This window comes from Limosilactobacillus mucosae DSM 13345, assembly GCF_001436025.1.
GTDB lineage: Bacteria > Bacillota > Bacilli > Lactobacillales > Lactobacillaceae > Limosilactobacillus > Limosilactobacillus mucosae.
In genome coordinates this window covers 88,696-111,791 of sequence record NZ_AZEQ01000004.1, presented here as the reverse complement: position 1 = coordinate 111,791, position 23,096 = coordinate 88,696, and the positions used below count along the sequence as shown (strand labels likewise).

At 45.0% G+C, this 23,096-nt stretch carries 28 protein-coding genes; 5 read left to right on the top strand and 23 right to left on the bottom strand.

What is annotated here, in order from left to right; all coding sequences use genetic code 11:
• Window positions 1-523 precede the first annotated feature (523 nt).
• Window positions 524-1,222, top strand: a complete 699-nt coding sequence (locus FC47_RS03010; protein ID WP_006500198.1) for a VTT domain-containing protein — start codon at window positions 524-526, stop codon at window positions 1,220-1,222.
• On the opposite strand, the gene FC47_RS03005 is transcribed toward FC47_RS03010, so the two are convergent.
• The 15 genes from FC47_RS03005 to ccpA form a co-directional block, all read right to left on the bottom strand.
• Window positions 1,154-1,801 carry a TIGR01906 family membrane protein gene (locus tag FC47_RS03005; RefSeq protein ID WP_056967817.1) on the bottom strand — a complete coding sequence of 216 codons (648 nt, stop codon included), beginning with the start codon at window positions 1,799-1,801 and terminating at the stop codon, window positions 1,154-1,156. The two genes, FC47_RS03010 and FC47_RS03005, sit on opposite strands and share 69 nt — an antisense overlap.
• Window positions 1,785-2,555: a TIGR01457 family HAD-type hydrolase gene (locus FC47_RS03000; RefSeq protein ID WP_056967815.1), complete on the bottom strand. Its 771-nt coding sequence runs from the start codon at window positions 2,553-2,555 to the stop codon at window positions 1,785-1,787. The genes FC47_RS03005 and FC47_RS03000 overlap by 17 nt, the downstream gene beginning before the upstream one ends.
• Window positions 2,552-3,142, bottom strand: coding sequence for a YutD family protein (locus tag FC47_RS02995; RefSeq protein WP_033934482.1), 591 nt, complete (start codon window positions 3,140-3,142; stop codon window positions 2,552-2,554). The genes FC47_RS03000 and FC47_RS02995 overlap by 4 nt, the downstream gene beginning before the upstream one ends.
• A 58-nt stretch (window positions 3,143-3,200) precedes the next feature.
• Window positions 3,201-3,806 (bottom strand): metallophosphoesterase, encoded by a 606-nt coding sequence (locus FC47_RS02990; RefSeq protein WP_033934454.1) that lies wholly within the window; start codon window positions 3,804-3,806, stop codon window positions 3,201-3,203.
• Between the two features lie 64 nt (window positions 3,807-3,870).
• Window positions 3,871-5,070 carry an acetate/propionate family kinase gene (locus FC47_RS02985; protein ID WP_006500203.1) on the bottom strand — a complete coding sequence of 400 codons (1,200 nt, stop codon included), beginning with the start codon at window positions 5,068-5,070 and terminating at the stop codon, window positions 3,871-3,873.
• 27 nt (window positions 5,071-5,097) lie between these two features.
• Window positions 5,098-6,105: a class I SAM-dependent methyltransferase gene (locus FC47_RS02980; RefSeq protein WP_330945871.1), complete on the bottom strand. Its 1,008-nt coding sequence runs from the start codon at window positions 6,103-6,105 to the stop codon at window positions 5,098-5,100.
• Between the two features lie 219 nt (window positions 6,106-6,324).
• Window positions 6,325-6,861 (bottom strand): ComGF family competence protein, encoded by a 537-nt coding sequence (locus FC47_RS02975; protein ID WP_039945914.1) that lies wholly within the window; start codon window positions 6,859-6,861, stop codon window positions 6,325-6,327.
• A 4-nt stretch (window positions 6,862-6,865) separates the two neighbouring features.
• Window positions 6,866-7,162, bottom strand: coding sequence for a hypothetical protein (locus FC47_RS02970; protein ID WP_128513054.1), 297 nt, complete (start codon window positions 7,160-7,162; stop codon window positions 6,866-6,868).
• The gene (locus FC47_RS02965) at window positions 7,122-7,577 is read right to left on the bottom strand and encodes a type II secretion system protein (protein ID WP_006500207.1); all 456 of its coding nucleotides are present in this window, start codon (window positions 7,575-7,577) and stop codon (window positions 7,122-7,124) included. Before FC47_RS02965 ends, FC47_RS02970 begins: the two co-directional genes overlap by 41 nt.
• Window positions 7,574-7,882, bottom strand: a complete 309-nt coding sequence (comGC, locus tag FC47_RS02960; RefSeq protein WP_006500208.1) for a competence type IV pilus major pilin ComGC — start codon at window positions 7,880-7,882, stop codon at window positions 7,574-7,576. The genes FC47_RS02965 and comGC overlap by 4 nt, the downstream gene beginning before the upstream one ends.
• Before the next feature lies 1 nt (window position 7,883).
• Entirely contained in the window at window positions 7,884-8,915 is a 1,032-nt protein-coding gene (locus FC47_RS02955) for a type II secretion system F family protein (RefSeq protein WP_006500209.1), read from the bottom strand.
• Window positions 8,875-9,849 (bottom strand): competence type IV pilus ATPase ComGA, encoded by a 975-nt coding sequence (gene comGA / locus FC47_RS02950; protein ID WP_052133567.1) that lies wholly within the window; start codon window positions 9,847-9,849, stop codon window positions 8,875-8,877. The genes FC47_RS02955 and comGA overlap by 41 nt, the downstream gene beginning before the upstream one ends.
• Before the next feature lie 268 nt (window positions 9,850-10,117).
• Window positions 10,118-10,861, bottom strand: a complete 744-nt coding sequence (locus FC47_RS02945; protein ID WP_006500211.1) for a YebC/PmpR family DNA-binding transcriptional regulator — start codon at window positions 10,859-10,861, stop codon at window positions 10,118-10,120.
• A gap of 82 nt (window positions 10,862-10,943) precedes the next feature.
• A complete protein-coding gene (locus FC47_RS02940) occupies window positions 10,944-11,777 on the bottom strand; it encodes a hypothetical protein (RefSeq protein ID WP_048345513.1) in 834 nt (277 codons plus the stop codon).
• 17 nt (window positions 11,778-11,794) lie between these two features.
• Window positions 11,795-12,811: a catabolite control protein A gene (gene ccpA, locus FC47_RS02935; RefSeq protein ID WP_006500213.1), complete on the bottom strand. Its 1,017-nt coding sequence runs from the start codon at window positions 12,809-12,811 to the stop codon at window positions 11,795-11,797.
• A gap of 169 nt (window positions 12,812-12,980) precedes the next feature.
• Between ccpA and FC47_RS02930 the strand changes: the two genes are divergently transcribed.
• On the top strand, window positions 12,981-14,081 hold the full coding sequence (locus FC47_RS02930; RefSeq protein WP_056967814.1) for a M24 family metallopeptidase: 1,101 nt from the start codon (window positions 12,981-12,983) through the stop codon (window positions 14,079-14,081).
• A 61-nt stretch (window positions 14,082-14,142) separates the two neighbouring features.
• Here FC47_RS02930 and FC47_RS02925 read toward each other — a convergent pair whose 3' ends face one another.
• Together FC47_RS02925 and FC47_RS02920 are read right to left on the bottom strand one after the other, a co-directional pair.
• On the bottom strand, window positions 14,143-14,619 hold the full coding sequence (locus tag FC47_RS02925; RefSeq protein WP_056967811.1) for a hypothetical protein: 477 nt from the start codon (window positions 14,617-14,619) through the stop codon (window positions 14,143-14,145).
• A gap of 21 nt (window positions 14,620-14,640) precedes the next feature.
• Window positions 14,641-15,057, bottom strand: coding sequence for a DUF948 domain-containing protein (locus FC47_RS02920; protein ID WP_056967810.1), 417 nt, complete (start codon window positions 15,055-15,057; stop codon window positions 14,641-14,643).
• 119 nt (window positions 15,058-15,176) lie between these two features.
• Here FC47_RS02920 and FC47_RS02915 point away from each other — a divergent pair, with 119 nt between their 5' ends.
• On the top strand, window positions 15,177-16,019 hold the full coding sequence (locus FC47_RS02915; RefSeq protein ID WP_033934447.1) for a mechanosensitive ion channel family protein: 843 nt from the start codon (window positions 15,177-15,179) through the stop codon (window positions 16,017-16,019).
• Between the two features lie 24 nt (window positions 16,020-16,043).
• Window positions 16,044-16,880 (top strand): HAD-IIB family hydrolase, encoded by an 837-nt coding sequence (locus FC47_RS02910; RefSeq protein WP_048345508.1) that lies wholly within the window; start codon window positions 16,044-16,046, stop codon window positions 16,878-16,880.
• A gap of 32 nt (window positions 16,881-16,912) precedes the next feature.
• Here the strand turns inward: FC47_RS02910 and cbpB are convergent, their stop codons facing one another.
• The 4 genes from cbpB to murI form a co-directional block, all read right to left on the bottom strand.
• Window positions 16,913-17,395: a cyclic-di-AMP-binding protein CbpB gene (gene cbpB / locus FC47_RS02905; RefSeq protein WP_048345507.1), complete on the bottom strand. Its 483-nt coding sequence runs from the start codon at window positions 17,393-17,395 to the stop codon at window positions 16,913-16,915.
• 86 nt (window positions 17,396-17,481) lie between these two features.
• Window positions 17,482-18,003 (bottom strand): metallophosphoesterase, encoded by a 522-nt coding sequence (locus FC47_RS02900; protein WP_048345506.1) that lies wholly within the window; start codon window positions 18,001-18,003, stop codon window positions 17,482-17,484.
• Window positions 18,004-18,039: 36 nt separating this feature from the next.
• Window positions 18,040-18,633, bottom strand: coding sequence for an XTP/dITP diphosphatase (locus FC47_RS02895; protein WP_056967808.1), 594 nt, complete (start codon window positions 18,631-18,633; stop codon window positions 18,040-18,042).
• Between the two features lie 15 nt (window positions 18,634-18,648).
• Entirely contained in the window at window positions 18,649-19,446 is a 798-nt protein-coding gene (gene murI, locus FC47_RS02890) for a glutamate racemase (protein ID WP_033934443.1), read from the bottom strand.
• 252 nt (window positions 19,447-19,698) lie between these two features.
• Between murI and FC47_RS02885 the strand changes: the two genes are divergently transcribed.
• Entirely contained in the window at window positions 19,699-20,256 is a 558-nt protein-coding gene (locus tag FC47_RS02885) for a YslB family protein (protein WP_006500223.1), read from the top strand.
• Between the two features lie 40 nt (window positions 20,257-20,296).
• On the opposite strand, the gene trxA is transcribed toward FC47_RS02885, so the two are convergent.
• The gene (trxA, locus tag FC47_RS02880) at window positions 20,297-20,608 is read right to left on the bottom strand and encodes a thioredoxin (RefSeq protein ID WP_033934441.1); all 312 of its coding nucleotides are present in this window, start codon (window positions 20,606-20,608) and stop codon (window positions 20,297-20,299) included.
• Window positions 20,609-20,712: 104 nt separating this feature from the next.
• On the bottom strand, window positions 20,713-23,091 hold the full coding sequence (locus FC47_RS02875) for an endonuclease MutS2 (RefSeq protein ID WP_056967806.1): 2,379 nt from the start codon (window positions 23,089-23,091) through the stop codon (window positions 20,713-20,715).
• Between the last annotated feature and the right edge of the window lie 5 nt (window positions 23,092-23,096).

Sequence of the window (23,096 nt, the reverse complement as noted above, 5' to 3'; positions counted from 1 at the left end):
CAGTTTTCAAAGGTCTACCATGTAACCGATTCAATCGATCAGTTACAACATTTATTATTTTAACACTTGTTAGTTATTTGTCAAGAACTTTTTCAATTCTTTTTTCAAACGTTTTAAACAAGCGACTATAATAATATACCATGAAGTCATGTAGCTGTCAACAACATTTTTAAAGTCGTTAATAACTGTTAGAAACAAATCTGATTGTCATCAGCGTCTGCCTCATCGACAACGATAACTACTATACCGATATTCTGAGCTTTCGTCAACGCTATTTCCATATTTTTTAAACGTTTTTTCAAAACACAAACTTTAAAGCTCCAATACTATAAAATAATTCTCAAATTACGATCGATACGATCCAAAATAAGTACTATTGTCTATGTTATAAAAAGGGACTTTACTGAATGATTTAAAATTGTTTACGTTTTTGTTTAATTTGACGATTATTCTTCAAAAAGGCCCTAATTGCTGTTAAAATCTTAGCGATAATTGAATATAAGAAAAATAAAAGGAGTTTTATATGTCGACTTTAATCGATTTTATCCTTCACATTGACACCCATCTGATTCAGATTGTTAATCAATTTGGCGATGCCAGCTACCTAATCCTGTTTCTGATTATTTTTATTGAAACCGGTGCGGTAATTTTGCCATTTCTGCCTGGTGACTCGCTACTATTTGCCGCCAGTGCACTAGCTGCCAACGCAAGCTACCACTTAAATATCTGGATTTTTGCATTTGGCTTCTTAATTTCATGTCTTTTAGGCGATTCAATTAACTTCCTGATCGGTCAAAAAATCGGCAAGAGCCTATCAAATCACTCATGGTTCGGAAAATTGATCGATAAACAGAGTCTTGAAAAAGCAGAAGCATTCTTTGAAAAACATGGTGCTCCTGCGATCATCCTGGCTCGATATATGCCAATCATTCGTACTTTTGCTCCTTTTGCTGCAGCTGGATCCGGTTTCCCATATCGGCGTTTTATCCGCTACAGTATCGTTGGATGTGTAAGCTGGGTTGCCATCTGTTGCTCGTGCGGCTATTTCTTTGGTAATCTGCCTTTTGTCCAGGCCCATTTCTCGGCAATCATTCTGGCAATCATCGTGGTTACCCTGATGCCTGCCGTAATCAGCTTTATTAAATCAAAGCTCTCAAATAAGTCTGCTCAAGTAACGGTTGATTCGCCATTGAATCAAACTCAAGAGCAGGATGGTGAATAGCCACCAGATTCCAAACAGCATCGCGAAAAAATCATCGGGAAACAAATTAATAATTGGATTGCTGGTCGGTGAAAACACCCAATTCATATTAGAAAAAGCTAGATAATGGAATTTGATAAAAAAGTCATCAAAATCTACGATAATCATCATCCCGACGACTATCAACAATGCCAATAGATTCTTCAATGGACCTGACAGTTTCCAAAGCTGCCAGGTCTTTTTTTCATACTGTATGATTCCATATGCGCCAAACAATGCCAATCCAGTTATAGCAAGTGCCGTTATGATCAAGTGTCTGACATCGCTAAAATGCTCAACGGCACCTTCAGTCATTGGAATCCCGGCTAAGTGCAAAGGCGGCTGTGGCCAAGGCTGAACAAGATACATTAATAAATGACGATAATCTTTTAAAACCACTGCATTTGAAAGATTCAAAAAGTGCGATGGAATCCTTAAAATCAACGGCGAGATCATCAAGACTAAAAAAAGGGCAAGCCCAGCCGCCGCGACAGTTATCAACAGCAACGCAAGGATTGTCCCAATGGCTTCAACTATTTGTTTTCTAAACGTTCCATTCATCAAGCGTCTTCACCGTATAAGTTGGTTTAATTTCCGCATGTTCAATATCGGCTGGCTTTGAAAGACCGGTATAGACAAGGAGCGTGTCAACTCCAGTATTAATACCGGCTTGGACATCGGTCTGATAGTTATCACCGACCATCAGCACCTCTGATTTTTTCAGTCCACTAGCCTTTAAAGCCATCTCAACAATGGTTTTTTGCGGCTTGCCGATCATGATTGGTTCTTGCTGTGTAGCATAGCGAACCAGCTCAACCAAAGCACCAGCACTCGGAATCATCCCTTCTTCGCTTGGCAGATTGGTATCGCCATTCGTACCGATAAAAACAGCACCAGCTCGAATACAAAGCGTTGCAATCTTAAACTGCTCATAAGTCACGTTACGATCCAAGCCAACAACGACATAGTCAGGATCTTGATCAGTCAATTGCATGCCCTTATTTAACAAAGCATCTTTTAATCCTCGTTCCCCGATTACGTACACTCGGCGCTTTTGGCCAGCATGCTGTACCAAATAATCAGCGGTTGCCATTGCAGAGGTATATACATTAGCCGCCGTCACGTTAATATCATGATTTGTTCTTAGATTGGCAGCAACTTCTTTTGGACTGCGGGTACTATTGTTGGTAACAAACAGAATCTCTCGCTGATGCTCCTGCAAGCACTTGATAAAACGTGCAGCGGCTGGGATTCTTTCCTTACCGCGATAGACCGTACCATCTAAATCGATAAAATAGCCTTGATATTGTTTCATGCTTTCTCTCGCTTATTATTCTTATTTTTTACTATCAGTTTTTGACGATGCTTACCGGTTTTTACGCGACGCACTTCCTGGTTCTTACGTTCTTTTAAAGGCGGCTGCTTGAGCGATTGTCGAACCTCTTTGACAGCTGCGCCCGACTGATGTTTTTTACTGTTCCCAGAAACTTTGCGTCGATTTGAAAACCGTCTGCCAGGCCGCCGATTCTTTCTTGGCAGCTGCACCTCTTGATTATGGATGATGAAATAGGCACAGCCAAAGTTGCAGTCTTCATACAGATAGTCTTGAATCGTCTGCATCCCCTGCTCAGGATTATACTGTGGATTATCAGGGCCATAGAAGCCACGCAACCGCAGCTGTCCATATCCCCAATCACCAACTATATAGTCATACTTACCCAGAATGGAACTAAAACGATCAGCAAGTGCCTCAGAATTAAAAGCGTTTTTGTAGTCAGCAACCAGCGTGTAAGGATGATTGTTGATCAAAAAATGCTGCTGATCTTGCTGTAGAATCCGAAAAACGCCTTGCCGCTGCATCTGGCGACGTTCAATGTATTCTTCAACTTTACTGCGATTGATATCAGCCACTCCTTTCTTGTTTAATAAATATCCAAACCATTATACTCACTGCTATGATCTAATGTCGAGTCAGCTTTTCTGCCTTTATCCGGGCAATCGTCTCAACTTCTGCCAGTGTCAAGGGCTCGCCAAATGCCGGCCGTTTTTTTAGATATTCCAGTTCTGGGGAATCAATCCCGACATTAACGTTTTCTTTTACTGGAACGGCATAGTGATGAATATGACCATGCAGATTTATAATCCGAGGTGCAATCCCTAGCATCATTGGATAATGCGTCAGATAGTACTGACAATGATTATACTTAATCAAAGCCCCAACATCATGAAAACTGAATTTAGGCTGACCATTTAAGTCATAATTATGAGCAGCCAGATATTTAAACAGTTCTCTGCGATCATGGTTGCCTTTGATCAGCACCAGGTGACCATGCAGCGCATTTAAAATCTCAAAAATCGCTTCATCGGCTCGCTTGGCTGGCTTGGCAAAATATACGGCAATATCGCCTAAATGATATACAATGTCATTTTCGGCAACCTTAGCATTCCAGTGTTCAATAATCTGCTCATCCATCTGTTCGGTATCAGCAAACGGCCGTGGCGCAAAATCGTCAACTCCTAACAGATGCTGATCCAAAAAGTGGGTATCAGAAGTCACAAAACGCATCATTATCACTCCTAAACACAAAAATGGGACGCTCACCAGCGTCCCATTTTAATTTTAACAGCAACTACTTGCTGGCTTTTTTAAGTCGTTCGATATCATGAACGATCATTAATTCTTCGTTAGTTGGAATCAGCAGCGTCTTAATCTTAGCATCATCAGTCGACAGATCACGCTCTACGCCACGAATGTTGTTCTTTTCTGGGTCAATTGCAATACCAAAGTAGCCCAGCTTGTCAGCTACGGCCTGACGAACGGTGATGCTGTTTTCACCAACGCCCGCAGTAAAGACAATGGCATCTGCTCCACCCAGTTCAGCAATGTAGGCGCCGATGTAGCGAACGATCCGGTTGACATAGATATCCCAAGCCAACTGTGCGCGCTCGTTGCCTTCGTTTTTGGCCTTTTCAACATCGCGCATGTCGCTGGAAACTCCAGAAATTCCCAGCAGACCGGATTTGTGGTTAAGCATGTCAACCATTTCATCGCTAGAAACGCCCAGCTTCTTTTGGACGAAAGCAACCAGCGATGGATCAACATCCCCAGAGCGAGTGGCCATCGTAACCCCGGCTAATGGCGAAAAGCCCATCGAAGTGTCAAAGGACTTGCCACCCTTAATAGCAGTAATCGAAGCCCCAGCACCAATGTGGCAGGTAATCAGCTTTAGTTCTTCCAATGGTCGACCAAGCATTTCAGCTGCCCGGGCCGCTACGTAACGGTGACTGGTACCATGAGCACCATACTTGCGGGCACCGTACTTCTCGTACCATTCATAAGGAACACTATAAAGGGCATTCATTTTTGGCATATTGGCATGAAAAGCAGTGTCAAAAACGGCAACTGCAAATGCATCCGGCAAGACTTCCTTAAAAGCCTTAATACCTTGTAATTCAGCTGGGTCATGCAATGGTGCATATTCAGCCAGCGCATCGATCTTATTCATAACGTCTTCATCGATGACAACCGAATCCTTAAAGTATTCACCACCAGCAACAATCCGGTGACCAACAGCCGTAATTTCATCATAGCTGGCAACGATCTTCAAATCCAGCAGCTGCTTGAGCAGATATTGAACTGCAGCTTCGTGGTCAGCAAATGGCTTATCTTCTTTCAGCTTTTGACCGTCACCATACTTGATTTCGGCATGGCCAACTTCCAGACCGATACGTTCAATCTGACCTTCTGCTACTACTTCTTCGCTTGGCATGTCAAACAGCTTGAACTTGACGGTCGAACTGCCGGCATTAACAGCAATCGTTTTTGACATTGGCGTAATCTCTCCTTTTACTAACTCTCAACTTTTAAGATTTGCAGCAACCCATGCATCAATCTGATTCATAAAGGCTACAAATTCAGCACGCTTCTTGACTGACGGAAAACTGCCCAACAAAACCTGTTTGGCTTGATGACTGCCACCACCTTGACGCTGCAAAAGAAGAATCGATTTTTGAGCAGCTTGATTCTTAAAAAGATCAGCTGGCAGATTGATCAATCCTTGGAAATGCGCTACCGAGTGGATCCACTTAACAAAGCCCATCGTCTCTTCAGTCTGGAAGAGATTCGACGGTACCAAAAATATGCCAAAGCCGCCTGGTTTAAGGTAATTCATTGATTGTTCGATCAACAGATGATGAACGTATGAATGTCCTTTTTCAGCACGGGTCTGATAATTTTTTGTATTTTCATCAAGCGGGTAGTATCCAACTGGCAGATCTGAAACCGCCAAATCACTTTGCGGAATCGTCAAAGGCTCAATGGCATCTTGGTGAAACAGCTCAACCGGCTCTCTTTGTAATGAGACGCTGACGCTGGCAACTGCCAGCAGCTCATCATCATTATCGATCCCGTATCCCTGTACTGGCTGATCAATGGCCTCTTGCAGGTGGTTCATGACCGTTGTTAGCAGATTAGCCGTGCCTACTGCCGGATCAAAAATCGTATATGGATGATTGCGATCAATGATTTTTTCAATCAAATAGGCCATCATGATTCCCAAAGTATCGGGCGTCATTTGATGATTGGCTTGAATCGCATCCTTACGAATCACTTTTAACAGATCCAGCTGTAGAAGACGTCGTACTGTCTCGCGGTCGGTATGCAAAAGATCCAGCTGCTGATATAGCTTGTTTAACTCAGCAACCGTCTCTGGCTTAGGCAAACCATCCTCGACACGAACCTTGCCATTATCAACCAGATTTTCAGCATTTTCGAGAAATGCATCAAGATAAGAGCTGTTCAAATCTGCCTGTAACAGTTCCGTTGCGCGATCAAATGGTACAAATAGTTGTTCTGGTGTTGCCAGTTTTGGTCACTCCCATCCTCATTCGTCGTACGAAATTAGTTTACCTATTTTTACCGACAAATTCAAGGAAGCGCCTCGTCTTCTTGAAACTTAAAAGATGATCCGTCATTGAGACAGACGATTGTCAGCCTGTCCTCGTGCTTGACGATTCCTTTATTAAAGTCCGCATTATCTTTGCCATCAGTCAAATTTAGCATTGTCTGTGCAATGAATTGGTCGCTAAGACGATGAATCAGTTTTGCTTGGCCAGCCTGATATCGATACTGAGCCAAAACGGCTGCTGTCGTAATACTCAGCATGATCATCGCCGCCAGCAGCGTACTGCTTTTGCGACGGTGCCAGACAGATAACCGCTGTTTGCTGGTATCCATTGCTTCTTTTCACCTCAATTTCTAACCGTTGCCTGCCAAGCTGTTTAAATGTTGCCGTCTGAACCTGATAAAGCATTGGCAAATAACCACCACCATGCTGCAGCCGTAGGAATATTCGACCATTTTCAGCCGTCAGCTCATAATATTTCTTGGTGGCAGCTCCATACAACACCGCATGCTGTTCATCCTGGCATCGATAAAGGCTGAAATGTCGATCCGATAATTCCAGCTCGGTTACGAATAAATACCAATCCGTCGGCATATCCAAAGCACGCTGATTGACTTGATCAACAATCTTGACAGTCTGCCCCAACGCCAAAACTGTCACCATACTGATCAGTAGTGCCATTATGCTTTCTGCCAGCGTAAATGCTGATCGTCTCAAGCCATTACCGCCTTTCCAGTTTTAGAATGCACTTTCCCGATCGTTCAACGACTACCCTACTATGATCAGCGGTTGCCACTAGCTGAGCTCGAACGATCCTGACGCGGCCTTGGTGGCTTTTGAGAGCATCACTGGCCTCTTTAGCCAGTCGACTTGCTGCCAGCTGTTCATCAGCCAGTTTTCTTTGATGATTCAATTCATTTAGGCCAGTCATTAAACAAACGATACTGAGCGCGGCAATCGCCAATGCCGTTACACTCTCACCCAGCATGACTGCCCGATGCCTTTTTTTGCGTTGCATGTACATGATAACTCCCCCATGCCAACTGAATTCTGATTTGATAATCCGTATTGTCCAAGGTTGAAACAAACTCCTCTGTCTGTGGACTGACATAGCCCGTTTTTTTCATCTCGATATCATTGAACCGTCTGACCGACAACGTACTTGGCACATTTATATGCTCGGTGCCGCTTGCCCAGGAAAAGACAACCTGACTGTGGCTTTTTAGGTAAAAAACATGGGTTGACTCGTTACTGGTCTTTGATCGTACCTGAGCTGCCTGCCATGCTTGACGAAAGGTCTGCCAAAACTGACGCTCTTCGTTTTTCTGAATGGTTCGCTGCATTGAGGGCCAGCCAATCAGCATCGTCAACGCAGCAATTCCCAAGACAATTATCATTTCCAACAGAGTAAAGGCTGGCCGGCGAATTTTCATTTTCGCTCAGCCTTTCCATTGACGACTTTAATGTGCTCACTAGCTGCTTTTTGTGCCTGAGCTGAGGTTAGATATTGATTTTCAACCAGCTGATCTATGCTTTGGGCTTTTTGTCCGGTATCATTTTCATACAGATCAAGCTGGGTCTGGACGACATTGGTCATGGCATTTTCATGAATCTTGGTTGCATGTTCACGCTGTGTGCTAAGATTTGGCAAAATAATCAGCACCAACAGACTGATAATAAATAAGACGATGGCCATCTCCAATAGCGTAAACGCGTGCCGTTTCTGCTTCTTTAACATCTTAGTAAACCTCCTGCAGTGAGTGATAGATTGGCAAAAGAATACTGAGATACATTAAAAAAATCCCAGCAGCAATCAAAATAAAAAGCGCTGGCTGCACCAATACCAGAATATGCATCGTTGACTGCCGAAATTTTTTAAACTTGAGCTTGGAAAATAAAGTCAGTTCCTGGCCTAATTGTTCATTGGTCAAGCCACGATTGATAAAAATAGCCAGTTCATCCGGTAAGAAAGGTGCTTTCAAGATTAGGTCGGTCAACTGTCTTCCCTGCGAGCTGAGCTCAAATGCTGCCTGACCAACCTGATGCAATAACGAATCATCATCAAATTTATTCGTCAGTTGGCATATTTCATGCAAAGAGAAACCATGCTGCAGCAAAATAGCTAAATTGGACGTCAGATAATAACCATAGTATTCACGAAAGATTTTGCCAAACAGCGGCCAGCGACACTGATGTCTTACTTTTTTTAGCGTTGACATATGCCGCCAGTGAATTGCCGCCAATCCTCCATAGCTAAAAAAAACACCGCCTGTAATTATCAGTGTTTCACCAATTGGCCATTGCTCGCCGATTGGCAGCTGATTCTGCTGCTGCCAGCTTTGCAGCTCGGGAAAAACAAAAATCAGCAAAGCCGCCAAAATCGTCCCCAGCATCACCAATAAAATCAGCGGATATTCCAAAAGCGTCTTTAGCTGACGATGCTGCTGCTTTTGGACCTGTAAATACTGACCAATCTCTTTTAGCGTTATCGAAAGACTGCCATGCTGCTCAGCCAGCAAAAGCTGATAGTAAAGCTCAATTCTTAAATATGGCTTTAACGCATCTGCCAGCAGACAACCGGTCCTAAGCTGCTGATCAATTTTTGAAAAAAAAGCAGCCTGCTGCGGATAGGCTCGCTGTGAGAATTGAACTGCATGCTGCAGCGAGAAGCCAACAGCTAACAAATCATGCATCAGTAAAAACCAGTCAGCCTGTTGACCGGCTTTAAAATTAACCGGCTTGGTATGACTGGGCCACGCTCTTTTCCACACAGCCCTTGGCCACGCAATTTTTAAGCTGCTGCTGCCAAGCATCGGTCATCCCCACCTTTCGCTTTGTAAAACTTTCTTGCAATGCATCATCAGCCAATAGATCAAACAGTACCGCCAATTGTTTTTTTACAGTTGGCAAGAGTCGTTGATAGCAGACACAGCTGACCGCCTGCTGCAGATAAAAGTCATCAACGTTCAGCTGTTCTAGACGCGTCAACGCTCCGTAGACATTTCTGGCATGCACGGTTGCCATGACCAGATGACCGCTTAAGGCCGCTTGAACTGCCATCTGTGCCGTTTGTGGATCACGAATCTCGCCAATGATAAAGATCTGTGGTCGATGCCGCAAGCCAACCTTAAGCAGCTGCTGATAGCCCATCTCAGCCAATTCGTTGACCTGCAGCTGAATAAACATTGGCTCGGTAATCTCAACCGGATCCTCTATCGTCATAACAACACACTGGTCAACGAACTGACGCGCCAGATGATACATCGTCGTTGTCTTTCCTGATCCCATTGGTCCGGCAAACAGCATCAACCCCCGTTTTTTAGCAGTCTGCTGCAGTTTTTGCCATTGCGGCGGTACCAGCATCCGATAATCATTGCATAAACGATAGATAAAACGTACCACCAGTGATTCCTGTCCACGACAGTCACCAACCGACGACAATCTTAAGTCTACCTTTCCCCTAGGCGCGTGCCAACAAAGCGATCCTGACTGTGGGCGACGATGCTCACTGACTGACATATCAGCACGATACTTTAAATATGCAATCAAACGCTTGCCAAGTGGTAATGGCCATTGCTGATAAAGCTGCAGCTGACCCTCATGCATGATTAAAAGTCGATAGTAGCTGCGATATGGCAGAACATAGAGATCCGACACCCGGTAGCGAATTAAAACCGCAATGTCTCTTGAGAACTCGCTTTTCAAAATTATCCCTCCTCTAACAATGCTATATGCCAAAAGAAACAGGATGATATTTTTTTAATGCCGATTATTTGCTTGCAAAAGTTTTCTAATAAAAAAATCACGTCACTCTCGACTGTAAGCGTCGCTGTTGGCGTGATCTTCTAAAGATTAGCAGCCAAAAATAAGGGCTGCTCTTAAAATACCGAAATGCATTACCTGACATTGGTAAATATTGAATGCTTTGGAGAAAAAAAGACGCAGGCATTATTGCCCGCGCCTAAAAACGAAACTATTCAGCATCGTCATCGTCTTCGATAACCCCAGCTTCATAAATGTCGGCAACATCGTCGTTGTCAGTCAGTTCGTCAATCAAGTGCTTGTATTGACTAACCTTGTCGCTAGGAACAACCGTCGTGTTTTGAGGGATCATCGTTACTTCAGCCGTATCCAGTTCGTAGCCTTGTTCTTGCAGAGCATCACGAACGCTGGTCATGTCGCTTGGTGCCGTGAAGATCTGGAACTTGTCGTCAGTAGCCTTCATGTCTTCAGCACCGGCATCCAGAGCATCCATCAGCATGTCGTCTTCGCTCTTGTCAAGACCGTCACGCAGAATTTCAATCAAGCCTTTGCGATCAAACATGTAGGAAACAGAGCCACTGGCACCCAGTGAACCGCCGGAATGAGTAAATGCAGAACGTACTGCAGCGGCCGTTCGGTTCTTGTTGTCAGTCAAGGCAAAGACCATCACTGCAACCCCACCTGGGCCATAGCCTTCGTAAGTAACTTCTTCAAACTTGGCACCACCAGCACCAGTAGCCTTTTCAATTGCCCGTTGAATGTTCTTCTTAGGCATGTTGGCTGCATGAGCCTTGTCAATTACCAGACGCAGTTGAGGGTTGTTTGCTGGATCAGGATCACCTGTTTTAGCGGCTTGGTACAAGTCACGAGAAATCTTTTGGAAAATCTTGCCACGCTTGGCATCCTGAGCGTTTTTACGCCCTTGAATGTTATGCCATTTTGAATGTCCTGACATTACTAACTCCTCTTTTCTTATATAGATTTAGATAACAAACATTGAAATTTTACCAAATTAAGCTGGTAAATTCAAGACTTTATCAATGACGACGAACAATTCGCAGTCCACCGCGCAAAAGCCAGCCAACCAAAGCCAACGCCAACAGCAGCCAGGCAATTCTCCATCCCCTGGTTAAAACGTCATTGCCAATGGTTGCAATCGTTGAAGCATAATCAGGTTGTTCTTGAGCAGCCTGATTGATTCCCAGCTTGATCAGCCAGACAAAGCCAAAGTACAGTCCTGCTGACCAGGCAGTCGACCAGCTGAAAACGGCCAGAAAGCAGTGTTTAAATAAGCTCCAGACAATTAAGACTGCCAGCGCCACTCCACTGATCGCTAACAGCACGTTAACGACTGTTTTAACGGTCGTAATCGTTTTGGCAGCCGTTTGTACCTCATCGGTGTTCAGTTTTTGGTTGACCTGGTTCGTCAGCTGCTGATTGAACTCACTGGTTGCCGAAGAAGGGAGCAGTGATGTTGAAAGACCATATGATCCCAGTTCATCATCAACCTTTGACTGCAGTCTTTTTTCAACATTGGTAAGATCAAGCTTAATGCTCTTGCCAGCATAGACTTGTTTAACTGCCTGCCTTACCAAGCGATGCGTTTCCTTGGTTGTTAGCAGTGAGCCAGAAACGCCATATTCGCTTAAACTGCCATTGACTTCTTCTTGAAGCTGCGTGCTGATTGGCGAATCGGCCAGCTCATCAGCCGCAAAATCGGCATCCAAGACCGTTGCATTTAGCAAAACCGCGATTGCTATCACCATCGTCAGCAAGATCCCCAAAAAGGTCGCCCCAAAATGATGATGACGCGGCTGTTTAACGGAAACATCAGCCTGTTGTTTTTGACGATGCATCTCTTCTCGAGACATCAAAGATCAATCACCTTCTAGCGCGTTGACTGACGCTTTTCAAAACCATGTTCCAAAATAACGTCTTTGGATTCATCATCTTCTTTGTCTTCATCCTTGCTGTTCATCAACTTGGTCAATAGACGCATTGATACGGCCCCTAAATCATAAAGCGGCTGCGTAATCGTAGTCAGCTTAGGGCGTGTAATCTCAGTGGTCTTAGTGTTGTTTGAGGCAACAATCTGGAACTCATCAGGAACCTTGACGCCGTGATCAGTCAAACCGTTCAGCAAGCCCGCTGCTACGCCATCATCGCTGACAAAAGCTGCCTTGGCGCCACTGTCAGCAATAGCTTGAGATTGCTTGTAGCCTTCAGCATAAGAATCATGCGTCTCAAAGATCAGCTTTTCGTCAAAATCCTTGCCTGCTTCCTGCAAAGCCTGCTTGTAGCCTTCAATTCGGTAGCGCTTGTTGATGGTACTATCCTTTGAGCCTACTACCAGTGCCACCGGACCATCAACACGTTCAATCAGGTATTTAATGGCCTGTTTGGTAGCTTCTTGATAATCAATCCGGACCGTTGGCAGCTCGTCATCATTAGTAACGGAACCAGCCACAACAACTGGTACATTGGATGAGCTGAATTCCTGCCGCAGTTCTTCTGGAATGTCATGCCCCATAAAGATAATACCATCAACCTGCTTGGCCATCAGCCCGCGAACGACTTGCAGCGCCTTTCGATCATCAGCATCTGAGTTGGTCAGAATCATGTTGTATTTGTACATTGAAGCAATATCGTCAATCCCCAATGCCAATTCTGCAAAATATGCATTCGTAACATCTGGGATCACAACACCAACCGTCGTCGTTTTTTTGCTGGCCAGACCGCGAGCAACGGCATTCGGGCGGTAGTTTAACTGCTTGATAACGTCGAGCACTTTTTTGCGCGTTTCTGGTTTAACGTTGGGATTACCGTTAACCACACGAGAAACGGTCGCCATGGAAACACGCGCTTCACGTGCCACGGTGTAAATGGTAACTGATTGTTTTTCCATAATTTATAAGCCCTTTCTTTGTTGATTTTAGTTGCTTTCATCGGTTTTTCATAACCGCAATCAATATAACAAAATTAACGGTTTTGCGCAAACGTAATGATAAACAAATATGCTATAATATTAACAATTGCTTAAAAAAATCTCATCTTATGCATAAGGAGCAAGACAAATGAACAAATTATCACAATTGCGTCAAGCTGTCAATGAAGCACAGCTCGATGTTGCCTATCTCAGTGATCCAATGACCATTAAATATCTGACTGGTTTTGGCAGCGATCCGATTGAACGGGTTTTGGCGCTGCTGGTCTTTGCTGATCACGATCCTTTCCTGTTTGCCCCAGCACTTGAAGTAGAAGCCATCAAGGATACTGGCTGGCCCTATGACGTTTACGGCTACCTCGATCATGAGCAGCCTTATGCGATGATTGCCGAACAAGTCAAGAAACGCGTTGCCGCTCCAAGCAAATTCGGGATTGAACAAGGCTTTTTGACTGTTGCTCGACTGCGGGCCTTACAAGAGCAGTTTCCTAAAGCCAGCTTTGACTATGATATGACGCCAACGATTCAGCATATGCGTTTGATCAAGTCGCCAGACGAGATTGCTATTCTGGAAGAAAATGGCAAGTGGGCTGATTTCGCCTTTAAGGTCGGTTTTGATGCCGTCAAGATTGGCGCAACCGAAAACCAGATTGCCGCTGAAATCCACTATGCTCTGCAAAAACACGGCGTTATGCATATGAGTTTTGATACCTTGATTCAAGCTGGTGCCCATGCAGCTGAACCACATGGCGCTACCAATGACACCAAGATTCAAGACAACGAGCTGGTATTGTTTGATTTGGGAACCAACGTTGACGGCTACACCAGCGATGCCTCTCGAACAGTGGCAGTCGGAACGCTTAATGATAAACAAAAAGACATCTATCAAGTCTGCCTTGAGGCTCAGCTGGCTGCCCAAGAAGCTGCCAAGCCTGGCATGACCGCCGCGGAACTGGATAAGATTGCCCGCGACATTATCGACCAGGCCGGCTATGGCGAATACTTCATTCATCGTCTGGGCCACGGAATGGGAATGACCGACCATGAGTTTCCTTCAATCATGGAAGGAAACGACATGCTGCTTGAGCCTGGCATGTGCTTCTCAATTGAACCAGGAATCTACATCCCAGGTTTTGCCGGTGTCAGAATTGAAGACTGCATCCACATTACAAAAGATGGCAATGAGCCATTTACTCATACGACAAAGGAACTGCAATACGTTGGCAGATAAATTGCAAATCAAAAGCACTTCACCAGCAAAAGTGAAGTGCTTTTTTGTTGATTCATAATTTTTAATCTTGGTCGTTTGATGATGAACGATCATCCTGACTAGCAGCATCATTATCTTCATCAGATGCATCCGCAGTTTTGTCGATTACGATGTCATCTTGGCTTGAGGTGTCGGATTGGGCTTTGGCAAGTTCTTCTCTAATCTGAGCGGTCTGTTCGTCAAAATCATCGTTGGTAAAATGATTGACCGCTTGATCAGCACTTTTTTTAACCGTATCAGCGCCTTTTTTTACTGAGCCGGCCAAGTCGCTAAATTTATCGCCAAACTTGTCAACGGCCTGTTCCTTAACATCCTGCACCATTCCATCGGCAAGATCCAAGGCATTGATTGCATAGTCGGTTGCATAATCAACGGCATCATGCGTCTTATCAGCCACGGCCTGCTTAATCTGCTTTTTCTTATCGGCACTCAGCGCTTGCCAGGCTCCAAATGCGGCCGCACCACCAACCAAAAAACCAGCTAAAACTTTTTTCGTCATGTGCTTATCCTCCAATCAAAACTAGTTTTCCTTGGAACGATGCAGCTTGCTAAACAGGTTTAGTGCTGCTTTTTTACCGGCATTTGCCAACAGCTGACGTCCATGCTTAGCACTTTCATGCTGCGCGTTCAGCTTGTCAGTAAACTGGCGTGCCGCTGCGTTAACGTCGCTGGCACTCTGCCCAAGATCGGCAATGGCTTTTACTGCCGGATCCAGTTCTGACGACTTTTTGTTCAAGTCTTCCAATAATTCGTTGGTATTTCCTAAAACGTTTTCTAATTCATGAGTAAGTGCATCAACGTCTTTGCTTAATCCATCAATACTCTTAGTCGTTTCTTCCAGTGTCTTGCCCAAACGAGACAAAAACATTCCAATAAAACAAACCAGCACTACAAACGCGATCGCCGCGATCAGGCCGGCAATTTGTCCAGCAGTCATTTAAAAGCTCCTCCTTTGTAGTTACACCAAGTTTAACATATCGCATAATTTTTTGTTAATTATTATTAGCGGTTGACTTATGATATAGTTGTCTGGAATCTATATAAGGAGCGATTTCAATGAACAAGCAGATCCAACAGCTGACTAAATCTTTTGCCAACGTCGATCTGGACCAGATTGCCCAAAATATCGTCAATCGTCTATTTTCGATTTTACTGACGATCGTTATTTTTTTCGTGATTCTTTGGGCGGGCAAACTCATCATCAACTACGCCTTTAGTCATACCAAACGTTTTAACATGCTTGGCGCTCATCGCATGGCAACCTTTCACACCCTGACGCTCAATATTTATCGGTATACCTGCTTTTTCTTTCTGCTGTATGCCCTGCTTTCTTTGATTGGCGTACCGGTGGGAACCCTCGTCGCCAGTGCCGGAATCTTTAGTATTGCTTTGGGACTTGGCGCACAGGGATTCGTCAGCGACATGGTCAACGGTTTTTTTATTTTGCTGGAAAAACAGCTTGACGTTGGCGATGTCGTGGTAATCGGTACGGTTAAGGGCACGGTTTCTGGCATTGGACTGCGAACTACCCGCGTCACCAGCGCGGATGGCACGCTTAACTACATTCCCAATCGCAATATTACTACCGTCAGCAATCTTTCCCGCTCAACCTGGCATGCCAGCGTCGACATTCCTATTGGTCCCAATGCGCCATTGGATGAGATCAAAAAAGTCATTGCGGCTGTCAACCAAAAACTAATCACACAGGGCAAGTTCGGCAAGCATCCCGCTCCTAAAATCGTTGGTCCCGTTACGATTCCAGCAACTGCTTCTGCCAAGGCCTCATTGGTTTACCGCGTGGCTTTGACAACGACTTATGATGCCGAATATCAATTGACCAGTGACTGTCTGGCAGCTTATCTGACGGCTTTAAACAATGCCCATGTTTCGCTTGACTAACTTCACCAAGAAAGGTTTATGACTATGTCTATTCGTTTAATTGCTACCGATATGGATGGCACTTTTTTAAATAATGAGCACGACTACGACCATCACCGCTTTAAAAAAGTCTTTGACAAACTGACTAAAAATGGCGTTCAGCTGGTGGCAGCCAGTGGTTCCTCATACCCTCGTCTGCGTCGCGAATTTGCCGCAGTTGCCGACCAGATGATTTTTATCTCGCAAAATGGTTCGGTAATTCATTATGGCGATGAGCTGATTGATTGCTTTCCGCTGCATCATGATGACTTAAGGGCCGTTTTGGTCGCGTTGACCAGACTGTATGGTGATGACGACATCAATCAGCTGGTTATTTCAGGACCAACGACCTCATTTGTTGATCAATCCATGGATGAGAAAAATTTTGCCATCGTCAAGCTTTTTTATGAAAACGTTAAACGCGTCCCCAACCTACAAGACATTTTTAAATATCCGCTTGATGAGCCGCTTACTAAGATTTCGGTAAATTTTGCCGATCATATTGATATTACCGATGTTACCAGTGAATTGGATAATCTGCTGCCAGCCAATCTGATCATGGAAAACTCAGGCTTCAATACTGAATTGATTGGTGATGCTCATGCTACTAAACGCAATGCTTTAATGGCAATCGCCAGTCAATTCAATCTGCGTCAAAACGAAATCATGACCTTTGGCGATAATGAAAACGATCTGGGCATGCTTACGCTGACTTCTCACAGTTATGCTATGAAAAATGCTGCTTTGCCGATTCGCTTGGCCGCATCCAACGTAACGCGTCTGACTAATCAAGAGAGCGGCGTTTTGGATACGATCGAACATTATTTTGATTTTTCCCACTAAAAAAGAGCAGCCTAAGTCAGGCTGCTCTTTTTTTAGACATTTTCAGTTTCTGGCAGATCAAGCACCTCAAAATGCCGATCAAACGTGTGAGCCGCATAGTTAACGGCCTTCAACAATTCGCGACGCGTAACGATGCCGGTAAATTCACCGTGTTCAGACACGACCGTCAAAAATGACTGATCAATCAGCAGATGCAGATTTTCTTCCACGTCATAAGGATCAGTAATCACTGGGGCATCAGTCTGCATAACGTCTCTGACCTTCATCGTCTGCAGCTTATCCAGATTGATTCGGTCAGTTTCTAACAGTTCTTCGGTAATCATTGAAAGCGACAGTAATCCGCGATAGTGACTTTCATTATCGACGACAACGATCTTGGCATAATGATCCTTAGTCAGTACCAAGAATGCATGATACAGTGAATTGTCTTCATTGACCGTAGCAACCAGGCTGGCTGGAATCATGAATTTTTCACGGCGATCCATCATTAATTGGCGAATCTGTTGGTTAATCATTCTTAAATCATCCCTTCATCAACCTGCTTTTATTGTAATGCTTATGGACGTCAAATGCGACTGTTATTCCAAACCAAGATGATCGTCTATTGACGTAAAAAGACAAAGTGCAGATCATTAATCGGCTGCATCCTGCGATCATAGTACTGAACATCAAGCTTATTTGAGTCAGCCGTCACAATCGCCAAGGTTCCGCCAATATTTTGATACTGTCCACGTGGCTGACTGATGCTGCCCGGATTTAAATAAAGCGTTCCTTGATTAAACTCAACGGCTAATTGATGAGTATGACCATAGGCTGCAATTGTCGCTCTTTGCTCTTTAGCCAGCAGCATTAATGGCGTCAAGGTAAAATTGACTTGATAAAGATGACCATGCACGACCAAAATTCGTTCTTGGTCCGCGACTGCCAACTGAGACTGCGGATAGTCCAATCCCCAGTCGGTATTGCCAATCACGGTCTTAAATGGCTGCATGACCGGATCACTTGGCTCAAGGTTTGAATCACCGCAATGCAGCATTATGTCGACTTCATTGCCAAATCGAGCAGCTATTTTTTGTAAAATCGCGCGATCGCCGTGATTGTCACTGACAAATAATGCTTTCATTAAATCAACTCCCCTAAACTGTCATCGTCAATCAGGCTATGCCTGCCACCACTCATTAAAATGCTTCATAAAATCTGCTAAGGCGCGGCCCCGGTGACTGATGGCGTTTTTTTGCTCGCTGTTCAGCTCTGCCATGGCACAATGCAGCTCATCAACATAAAAAAGCGGATCGTAGCCAAAGCCATTGCTGCCGGTTAATTCATGCAGAATATGTCCATCGACGCGCCCATCAGCCGTCAGTTGGGCCCCATTTGGCTTTAAACCTACGATGGTCGTGTGGAAGTGCGCCGTTCTTTTTTCGTCAGCTACCCCAGCCATCTTTTCCAATAGCTTGGCATTATTGGCAGCATCATCATGGTCTTTGGCATAGCGGGCAGAATGAACTCCCGGCTCGCCGTTTAAAGCGTCAACTACCAATCCTGAATCGTCCGCCAAAACTGGTAAGTTCAGTTTTTCAACGGCTGTCTGGGCTTTGATCAGCGCATTTTCTTCAAATGTCTGACCGTTTTCATCAATTGCAAAAGCGGGAAAATCTGCCAGCGTCTTGATCTCAATTCCTTTTGGCGCCAGCATTTCAGCATATTCACGCGCCTTACCCGGGTTTTTGGTAGCAACTACAATGGTTTCCATAACTGCTTTCCTTTCTTAAAGTTCCAAATGTGCACACGTATAGTTCGAATTGCTCAGCCACTGATTGGCCCCTGATTCTAAGACCTTGACGTCGCCAGTTGAGTAAAGCTGGCTCTGTGGAAGCAGCGCAGCGTCATTGCAGGCATCGTGACTAATCAGCCATTTTTCGGCACTGTTGACTGCTTCTTTAGCGGGATCAACCAATGTTACCTTCTTACCGAGCTTTTGTTGAATCTCAGCTGCCAAGAACGGAAAATGCGTACAGCCTAAAATCAAGGTCTCAACCGGCTGTTGATCAAAAACTGCCAGCTGTTCATCAACCGTCTGTTTGGCAAGACTAGTTCCGGTCTGACCATGTTCAACGATTGAAACCAATGGCTGCGCGGCTTTTTCAACTACTAAGACATCAGGATCTAGTTGATGCAGTGCTTTTTCATAAGCATGATTTTTAATTGTCGACGCCGTTCCGATCACGCCTACTGAATCATGGTGCTCCTGCTGCAGTGCTCCCTTGGCTCCAGGAGCGATCATACCGATTACTGGAAACGGCATCTTCTGCTGCAGAGTTGACAAGGCGGCTGCTGTTGCCGTGTTGCAGGCAATGATCATCATCTTGACGTTTTGGCGCTTGAAAAACTCGCCAATGTTTAAGGCCAGTTGACAAACGTCCTGTTGCGTGCGCGTACCATATGGAAAATGTCCCTGATCGCCCACAAAAATCAATTTTTCGTGGGGCAGCTGCTGGTTCATGATCCGGATGACTGATAAGCCGCCAAGGCCGGAATCCATAATCCCAATCGGCCGTTTATCCATAATTGCAACACCTTTCTTCCAAATACTTGAAACTCCATTATCTATTTATTTGTCGTTATTTTCAAGTTTTGCGGCAAACCCGAGCTTAAAATCGTCAATTGATGATTTGCCAACCAGCAGTCAAACTCGTTTTGATCGCAAAAAAGCATCAGCATCAAATTAAAATAAGTTTTTAACGATATTTAAGGAACTAATGTCTGACTTTCTATTATAATGAATTATGATTTGCGAAAAGGAAGGATCGTATTTCTGATGAGTCAAAAAACCTACGACCGTTTGATACACAGTCATCGCGGCTTAATTGCCGGCACCATGCGCGATGTGATTTTGCCAGCAATTCTCGGCAAAGAAACTGACGGCATTCTTTATTGGATTGGCAAGGACCTGGCCCGTGAGTATCCGGTAGCATCGCTTGAGGACTTGATCGTTTTAACCGAGCAGCTGGGGATGGGAAAACTCGAACTGCGTCAAAAAAACTCAATTCAGCATGTTTGGCGTTTGAGTGGTCCCATCGTTGAGGAGCGATTGGCAGTTGATAAAGAGGAAACCTCTTTTTCTCTAGAGGCTGGTTTTCTCGCCCAAGAACTGGAATTTCAGCTTAGTGCCGTTACTGAAGCCGAGGTAATCGAGCACAAACGCAGCTACGTCGAAATCCTTGCTCAAAATGATCCTCAGTCCGATACTGAATCGGAAAGGACAGAACTGGCTGAATTTATTGAAATCGAAAAGCCAGCCTCTAAACAAGCTTCTGAAGCTGATTCTCAAAAGGGCCGTCGCTTTCGTCATAAAAAGCAGGCTCCCCAAAAATAAAAGCATCACTCATCATCTTGATTGAGCGATGCTTTTTATTTTAAAGGTATTGATTCAAAACCTGCTTGATCTGATCGGCAGAATGATAGCCAATCAGCTGATCGACCACCTGACCATCCTTTTTGATCATCAAGGTTGGAATACTCATAATCCGAAACTGCTGAGGCGTTGCCGGATTTTCATCAACGTCCATCTTGTAAAAGGCAACGTCAGGCATCTGTTCTGATAAGGCATCTACGACTGGCGACTGCATGCGGCAGGGACCACACCACGTTGCCCAAAAGTCGATCAAGACAACGCCTTGCTGGGTATCCTGTTCAAAAGTCTGATCGGTTGTAGTTTTAACTGCCATGATAAAGGCTCCCTTCATTGGTTGATGATCTTATCATACCAAAACTGCTGATTTTCGTCACTTAATTTGCTTACTTTTTATAAGTCGCACTTAATAAACTTATTCTACTGTAAATAGACGATCGTTGCCCCATCGCCACCAGCATTAGGCGCCGCGTAGGCAAACGACTTAACGCGCGGATTGCTGCGCAGGTATTCCCATGTTCCTTTTCGCAGCGCACCAGTTCCCTTACCATGAATTACGGTAACCGGTGAAAGATTATTAAGCAGTGCATGATCGATAAACTGAGCCAATTCGCTCATTGCCTGTTCATAGCGATGACCGCGCAGATCCAGGCGAGCTGACGTATGCCGTGTTTGAACCGTACGCACTGGACGACGCTTGGGTTCGCGCTCTTTTTCGGCGTTGGCGAGCTGCTGTTTGGATATTTTCTCCAGGTCGCTTTCGTCAATTTCCATCCGCAAGATTCCCAGTTGTACTTCCCATTTGTGGTTGCCGCGTTTCTCCAAAAGCTCGCCTCTTTGACCGTAAGATTTGACTAAGACGGCATCCCCCTTATGCAGGTCGCGCTTTTGCTTGGCTTTTTTCAAGACTGAGTTGTGCTTTAGGCGTGGATTTTGGTGCAGCGCATTTAAAGCTCCCTGTGCATCGATCAGTTCATTTTCCTTAACGCTGCCGCCTTGGGTAATCTCCAGTTGGCGCAAATGATGGATAATCTGATCAGCTTTTTTCTTAGCCTGCGAGACTAGATGGTTAGCCTTGGAACGAGCATCTTCATATAGTTTCTCGCGCTGTTCCTCAAACCGTGTCAGCTTGTCGTTAAGCTCTTGTTCCGTTGCTTTATTTTTGGTCAAAAGCACCTCAAGCTCCTCGCTGCGCTCCCGGGCCTGTTTACGCTGCTCAACCAGTTCGCCGATCATCTTGTTTAGATCCTGGCTGTCATCACTGACCAGCGATTGGGCCTCGGCAATTACGTCTTGACCAATTCCCAGCCGTTTGGCAATGGCAATCCCATTTGACTGTCCAGGAATCCCCAGCAGCAGGCGATATGTCGGCCGCAGCGTTTTTTGGTCAAACTCCATGCTGGCATTAATGGTTTCTGGTCGATCATAGGCAAAGGCTTTTAGCTCAGGATAATGAGTCGTAACTACAACGTCACTGCCTAACGCACCAATCTTGTCTAAAATCGCCATTGCCAGAGCCGCCCCTTCTTTAGGATCAGTTCCGGCTCCCAGCTCATCAAGCAGCACTAGGCTGTGAGCCGTAGTCTGATCTAGAATTGCCTTTACGTTTTCCATATGACCAGAAAACGTACTCAGATTCTGCTCCAGTGACTGCTCATCGCCAATATCGGCAAAAATCTCGTCATAAACTGCAATCGTGCTGCCCTCAGCTGCCGGAATAAACATGCCAGACTGTCCCATCAGCTGAATCAACCCCAGCGTCTTTAAGGTGATGGTTTTCCCACCCGTGTTTGGACCAGTGATCACGATGGCATGGTAGTCCTGTCCAAGCTTGATATCGTTGGCAACGGCTTTTTTAGGATCAATCAATGGATGCCGTGCTTTTTTCAGCACTACCTGACCGGCTTGGCTGAGCAAAGGCAGTGTTGCCTTGGTGTCATGGGCCATTTTAGCCTTGGCATTGACAAAATCCAGATGTCCCAGAATCTTGGCATTATTCTGAATATCCAGCCGATAAGGAGCCAGCATCGTTGAAAGAGCTGCCAGGACTCTTCTGACCTCTTGCCGTTCCTCGATTTGCGATTGACGCAGACGATTATTCAGATCAACTGTACTGGCTGGCTCAATATACAGCGTTTGACCACTGGCACTTTGATCATGAACTACCCCGCCAAAACGGCTTCGCTCACGACTCAGCACTGGCAGCACATAACGTTCATTGCGGACCGTAATAATCGGCTCGCTTAGATACTTGGCCATTTTGCCATGCGTATATTTTTCCATCTGCTGGCGAATCTCAGCCTCAGTTTTAGCAATCAGCTGCCGAATCCCATGCAGCTTGCTGGAAGCCTCATCCAAAACAGCACCAGTATCCTGATCGATTGACTGTAAAAGCCGCTTGGTAATGGAAGGAATCGTCACCAATTCATCAACTTCTTTAGGCAGTACCTGCAGCATGATTTTTTCGGCATGCAGTCTTTCAAAAAAATGCTGGACGCTCATGCTGGCCCGCAAGACCTTGGCAATCTGCGCCAGTTCGGCACCATTTAAGCTGGCCTTGATCTTTAAACGCTTCATCTGCGGACGAACATCTGCCAGTTTGGGAATCGGCATACCGCCTTTTAAGCGCAGAATGTCTGCTCCATCCATCGTTTCTTTCTGCCAGGAAAGTACCGTTTCATAATCAGACTGCGGCATCAGCTCAGCAAGTTCCTGCTTGCCGGTTGCCGATGCCAGATACTTTGCCAGTTGATCTTTAATTCGCTGAAATTCTAATGTTTCTAAAATTTTTTCGTTCATTTAAA